Raw genomic sequence first — 5,951 nt, 5'->3', positions numbered from 1 at the left:
TCGACGGAATCAATCGCACAACGAATGCGCATGTGATCCAAATCGTCGAAAACTATATAAATTATTATAACAATATCCGTATTCAAACGAAACTAAACAGCCAATCGCCGGTAAAATACCGCCAACTAACTGTAAAGTAGGGTGTTTTCTTATTGTCTCAAAAAGGATGGTAAGTACCTAATCGTGAGGTGTTTTTCTCTGGGAACAAGAGTCAGTTATCGAATTGAAATCAATGGAAATATGAGTATTGGTTTTACAAAATATACGAAAAGATTACATATTAATAATGCCTTCAAGTCACAAACCTTGTCCGTTAATCCGATTCCTTTGGCAAAAGTAACTTTGACCGGCTAAAAGATCAGATTAATTTATACTTCTGCGTTTTTTATAAAAAACCCCCAATATAATGAATCAGTATTAAATATACTCTAAACTTGGTACCCCTATAGCTTTTAATTGAATTTGGGGTTTACTCTTTTATTCACCCTATTTTCAAAGTTAATCCCTTATGTAACCTACATCATTTAGATCGATAGTTAGTATTAAATAAACATATCGACTTATTTCCGTTAAACACTTCAATATAAGGAAAATTCTAAAAATTCAGTTGACTACAAACTTGTTAACCGATATATTGGTTTATAGGTGAATGATGTTTTCACCAATTTATTGGATTGAATCTATTTTTATATGAGAAAGGAGTTTTACGAAATGAACAACGCAACACCGACAACTACTTACAATGAAGTACATGACCAGAAAGTTTTGGAATGGGCGCGAAATTTACTTGACCAATGTTCATCTCCACGCCTAATGCAATTGGAAGTAATCAATGCTGTTGAAAGAAATGCGGTTTACAGAGGGGAAGAGTGTCTCAACTTGCTTGCCCCTGAGGCTCCTACCAGTCCGACAGTAAGAAAACTATTATCCGCTGAAGTTGGTACTCGTGCTGCTGAGGGTCATATCGGACCAACGGCAAGATGGTTTGCGGGAACTAAGTATATTGACGAGATTGAATCACTTTGTGTTGAACTTTTGAAAAAAGTATTCCGTTGTAATTATGCAGATCATAGACTTGTAGCCAGTATGATTGGAAATATGACAGTATATGCCGCTTTAACAAAACCTGGTGATAATATAATGACTATATCCCAGCCTTTAGGCGGCCATTCGAGCAATCGAATTGATGGACCTGCGGGTATTAGAGGCTTAAACATTTATGATATCCCGATGGATCCTGTTGACTTAGTAGTTGACTTAGACAAATTTGCAGCAGAGGCACGGAAAATCAAACCTGTTTTAGTTACACTAGGAGCATCCATGACCTTATTCCCTTTCCCTATTAAAGAAATGGCGTCGATTGTAAAGGAATGGGATGGAAAGATTTTCTTTGATGGCGCACACCAATTAGGACTAATCGGTGGAGGTCAATTCCAAGATCCTTTGAGAGAGGGAGCTTGTATCGTTACAGGCTCAGCTGGTAAAACCTTTAGTGGTCCGCAAAGCGGAATCATTATTTGGGATGATCCAAGTTTGACTAAGCCTGTGACGGATGTAATTTTCCCAGCACTAGCTGCTACTCACCAAGTTAATAGAGTTGCAGCCTTAGCAGCTTCTGCAGCTGAGTTTTTAGCATATGGGGAAGAATACATGGCGCAAATTGTAAAAAATGCACAGGCATTAGGGAAGGAACTGCACGACCGGGGTATAAAAGTGTTAGGAGCACATAAAGGCTTTACCACTACACATCAAGTAATCTTAGATGTAAAAAGTTTTGGCGGTGGTTTGGAGGTTGCTCATCTACTAGCAGAAGCAAACATCATTACCAATAAAAATTTAATTCCTAGTGATCGGCCTGAGGATTGGGATTACCCTAGTGGTTTAAGGATCGGAACAATTGAGATTACTAGACTTGGAATGAAAGAAAGTGATATGGCAACAATTGCTGATTTTATTGTAAATATTCTTAACGGAAGAGAAAACACTGAGAATGTAAGAAAGAAAGTCATCGAGATGCGCAAATCCTTTAACAAAATCCACTATTGCTTTGACTAGTTTCTGTTTATTGACACTGTTTTTTTCTAGGTATATATTAACTTTATGAAAAATATAAAAAAAATTACTCGTCCTCCATTAAGAGATGAAATTTACAATCAATTAAAACATGCTATCATTACGTTGGAATTCCAGCCTGGAGAGCGTATTAAAGATACTGATTTTGCCGAACAATTCGGAACAAGCCGCACACCAGTCAGAGAAGCACTTAAAAGACTAGAAACAGAAGGCTTGGTGGAGTCTCTGCCAGGTTCTCTAACAAGGGTAACGCTGTTAAATGAGAAGGAAGCAAAACATGCTTTTACAGTGGTTGCAGCACTTCATAGTCTAGCTACGAGATTAGCTGTTCCTTTATTGGATCAAAGTCACATTTCTTTATTAGAAAAATACAATGAACAACTAAGGAGCTCTCTTGAAGAAAAAGATAGCATTAATGCTGTACTTGCGGATGATTGTTTTCACGATGTCTTTATCCTTGCCTCCCAAAACACAGAAATTTCATTAGCTTTAGAACGAGTTATTCCAAAAGTAAGGCGTCTTGAATTTGCCAAGTTCAAAACACTTGAGGGACTCTCCTCCGTCCAGCAGCATCAAGAAATTATTGAAGCATGTAAGCACAAGGACGTTGAACTGGCTGCAAGTTTAGTGCAAGAGAATTGGCTAAGTTTAGGAAGATTGCTAACAGGTGAATCATTATAGGAGTAAAATGGGGATATTTCAAAGGGTATGAGATGTCCCTTTTCTGCTACGAAAGGCAAGGCCGACTTTCGCAATCTTTCTGTACCGAAAGCGCCTGATTGCCAAAAGCTAATTTATCTTACAACAGAATTTATTCAAAAGTTTAACCTAGACATCTAACAATTGTTCACACTCTGGCCCTTTCATGCAAAAAAGCGCAAATATCTACTTGAATTGCGCCCTTTAAAGGGAAAACTATAAACTACTTAACTCTCCTTGAATTTAATAAGTTTTAGCAAAAAATCCTTTTGGCTTATTTTTTTACTGTTTAAATATAATTCCAAACTAAACATAACTAAAAATATTGTGGAAAAACTTATGGAAAATGTATTTTTATATAGGATAGATGTACTCAATAAGATAATAATAATAATAATGTTTACTAGACGTACTTACATACCGCATTTTTTACTGATATTGAAAAACTCTTCAAGGATGGTAAGGAAATAAAAAGATCCGAAAAGTAAATGATATTCAACAATTATCACAACTTCTATATCGTAAAAAGCAAGTGGAATACCGAAAAGAATTAGACCAATCAAATAGACAATCAACGGTACATACTTCATATATTTAAACAAATCTAACAAGCACACCCCCTCTTTTGTAATATATTAACAGTTATTACGTTATTAGGGGAGTGCTATGTGGTAATAATTAAAAACGTCTACCCATCCCCATGTTAAACATGTTCACCATAAAATGCCCTTAAATAAAAATAGACGCATTCCTTATTAGAGAATTGCTCCCTTAATTAATTAACTAAAATTTATTTCCAATACCACTTAACCCTATTCAATCGAAACTGCCCGTTTGCTAAAAAAATCTTTACAAGCATACTTTCTTGTTCTAAAGTATGCTTCATGATCTTCCTTAATTATTAAGTTTCATAAATATCGGTGCTACTCTGCAAGGCTGTATGTCTATTTTCTGCCATACATTTGCCACCACATAAGGTTCAACCTTCAGCCAATTATTCAACTCTTCTATCGATGGATAATCCACTACCATCATCGATCCTATCATTTTCCATCATCATCAAGTATAGCGGCACCTTATAAATGCTGGCCTTCTTTCACTCTCTTTTCCACTGATTTTAAATGATCCTCCCTTGCCATTAATCTTCTATCGATTGCTTTATCATCAGTGCCATCATAAGCTGTAATTATGTATTGCATTCATCTCCATCTCCTTTACAATTGTCAATTTCTCTAGTTCATCTTAAAAATTGTGACTATACATTAATGCTTATCATGTTCATTAGAGGGGTTGTTTTGTTTACCAGAAAATACCATTGTAGATTAATTCATTATCCATGACTAATTATATCAATATTTCATGATTTTCCTGAACTATGCAGGAGGATTAAAATTGATATAATAGAAAGTTATAGAAATAACCTGATATTTTTAAAGGTTGGATAAATTCATTGAAATACTAGAAAAAATAAAATGTACATCTGTAGGATGACAATGCTCGCTTAATCAATTACCTAAGGAGAGGAAATGAGAATTGAAATTAGAACGTTTGATATCAATCATATTCAAGCTCTTAAATAATGAAATTTTGTCGGCATCTAGTTTAGCTGAGGAATTTCAAGTATCATCGCGGACAATTTATAGAGACATCGAAGCTATTTGTGCTGCTGGAATACCTGTCGTTTCTTACCAAGGTACTAACGGAGGGTTTGGTATAATAGAAGGATACAAATTTGATAAAAGCTTAATGAGTTCTTATGATATATTGAATCTAATCACAGTATTAAGTAGTTTATCGAGTATTTTTGAAGAGAAGGAATTTGAATATACGATAGATAGATTAAAACTACTTGATACAAGTAATGGCGATAACACTTTATTGGTTGACTTGGAAAGCCATAGAACAGAACCAAATTCATTAATGGGTTTACGAAAAGCAATAAATGAAAAAAGGGTAATCCGCTTTGATTATGTAAATTACAAAAATGAATTTACATCACGGGAATTAGAACCTATTTATCTTCATTATAAGTTTCGTAACTGGTATATATATGGTTATTGTAGAGAGCGTCAGAATTATAGAGAATTTAGAGTTTCACGTATGATGAGTATTACTTTAACACAAGAAAAGTTTCTACAAAAGCACGTAATGAAAGGTGATTTATCTTATTCAGACTGTAGTCTAGAAGGGGTTGAGGATGTAGTAATCTGGGTGAATCATAATTCCTTAGCAGAAGCATTGGACCAATTCCAGATTTCTTCAAAAGTCATAAACAGTGATGGAAGCATGACAATTACAATTTCTGTTTATCAACCTCTACATGCTGGGTGGCTTAAATCTATTCTTTTAAGCTTCGGGAGTCGGGTTAAAATTATAAAACCTGTAGAACTGCAATCAATTTTAATAGATGAGGCAAAAAAATTAATTAAAGTTTATAAAGATATATGACAACATGCTGTCATATATCTTTTTTTATAATTCAAATATACATTTTTAAAATCTGGTTGTTAAGGAGTAGATGTTAAATGAATCATGCAAAAAATATGTACGAGTACCATGTTTGGGCTAATAAGGTATTATTAGAAAGAATAAAAGAATTACCAAGCAATGTCCTATATGAAGAGGTTAGTAGTTCATATCCAACTATTGCTCAAACGTTTGCTCACATCTATGTGGTAGATGTTATGTGGTTACAAGTACTTAAAGGAATTGATATGCAAGAAGCATTGGAAGCTTCTAAGGCTTTCTTAGAAAGGACTAAGTTATATTCTGTAGAAGAATTTGTTAAGTCTTATGAGGAGCTAGCTTCACATTATGAAGAATGGATGAGTAGCCAAAAAGATTTAGAAAGAAAATTTAATTTGAATAATCCTTGGACAGGTACTAGAGAAACTACTTATTCAGAAATTTTATTTCATGTTGTTAATCATGGTACTTATCATCGAGGCAACATAACAACAATGTTAAGACAGCAGGGGTACGCTTCAACAATGAATGACTTCTCTTTATATTGGTATCAGGTTAAATAATACCTGCAAATTAATGATGACTTATATCTTGTATTTCGCAAGTAAAAATTGAGCCATTTATTAATTAAAAACTGAGCCACTTAAACCTGACTATTTTCCAACCATTCCTTTGTGTCTAATATTCGATAAGATGGTCCTACCATGTCTACC

At 34.3% G+C, this 5,951-nt stretch carries 7 protein-coding genes; 5 read left to right on the top strand and 2 right to left on the bottom strand.

What is annotated here, in order from left to right:
* The 3 genes from EKG35_RS20195 to EKG35_RS20185 form a co-directional block, all read left to right on the top strand.
* Positions 1 to 140: IS3 family transposase (locus EKG35_RS20195; protein WP_148103530.1), on the top strand; the 140-nt coding region annotated here is incomplete at its 5' end.
* Positions 141 to 711: 571 nt separating this feature from the next.
* Positions 712 to 2,055, top strand: coding sequence for a serine hydroxymethyltransferase (locus EKG35_RS20190; RefSeq protein ID WP_126296346.1), 1,344 nt, complete (start codon positions 712 to 714; stop codon positions 2,053 to 2,055).
* A 45-nt stretch (positions 2,056 to 2,100) separates the two neighbouring features.
* Positions 2,101 to 2,754: a GntR family transcriptional regulator gene (locus tag EKG35_RS20185; protein WP_126296345.1), complete on the top strand. Its 654-nt coding sequence runs from the start codon at positions 2,101 to 2,103 to the stop codon at positions 2,752 to 2,754.
* 431 nt (positions 2,755 to 3,185) lie between these two features.
* On the opposite strand, the gene EKG35_RS20180 is transcribed toward EKG35_RS20185, so the two are convergent.
* Both EKG35_RS20180 and EKG35_RS21515 read right to left on the bottom strand, forming a co-directional pair.
* Entirely contained in the window at positions 3,186 to 3,383 is a 198-nt protein-coding gene (locus EKG35_RS20180) for a hypothetical protein (protein WP_126296344.1), read from the bottom strand.
* A gap of 465 nt (positions 3,384 to 3,848) precedes the next feature.
* On the bottom strand, positions 3,849 to 3,971 hold the full coding sequence (locus EKG35_RS21515) for a hypothetical protein (protein WP_281274651.1): 123 nt from the start codon (positions 3,969 to 3,971) through the stop codon (positions 3,849 to 3,851).
* A gap of 334 nt (positions 3,972 to 4,305) precedes the next feature.
* On the opposite strand from EKG35_RS21515, the gene EKG35_RS20170 reads away from it, so the two are divergent.
* Both EKG35_RS20170 and EKG35_RS20165 read left to right on the top strand, forming a co-directional pair.
* The gene (locus tag EKG35_RS20170; RefSeq protein WP_126296343.1) at positions 4,306 to 5,220 is read left to right on the top strand and encodes a helix-turn-helix transcriptional regulator; all 915 of its coding nucleotides are present in this window, start codon (positions 4,306 to 4,308) and stop codon (positions 5,218 to 5,220) included.
* A gap of 77 nt (positions 5,221 to 5,297) precedes the next feature.
* A complete protein-coding gene (locus EKG35_RS20165; RefSeq protein WP_126296342.1) occupies positions 5,298 to 5,801 on the top strand; it encodes a DinB family protein in 504 nt (167 codons plus the stop codon).
* Positions 5,802 to 5,951: the final 150 nt, after the last annotated feature.

The organism is Lysinibacillus telephonicus (assembly GCF_003966145.1).
Lineage (GTDB): Bacteria > Bacillota > Bacilli > Bacillales_A > Planococcaceae > Ureibacillus > Ureibacillus telephonicus.
Note: the sequence above shows the minus strand (reverse complement) of the source record. Positions and strands in the feature narration are given on the sequence as shown.

Excerpts from the sequence above, each read along its gene's own strand:
- EKG35_RS21515 (WP_281274651.1), bottom strand. The coding sequence starts at position 3,971 with ATGCAATACATAATTACAGCTTATGATGGCACTGATGATAAAGCAATC.
- EKG35_RS20165 (WP_126296342.1), top strand. The coding sequence starts at position 5,298 with ATGAATCATGCAAAAAATATGTACGAGTACCATGTTTGGGCTAATAAG.
- EKG35_RS20190 (WP_126296346.1), top strand. The coding sequence starts at position 712 with ATGAACAACGCAACACCGACAACTACTTACAATGAAGTACATGACCAG.
- EKG35_RS20185 (WP_126296345.1), top strand. The coding sequence starts at position 2,101 with ATGAAAAATATAAAAAAAATTACTCGTCCTCCATTAAGAGATGAAATT.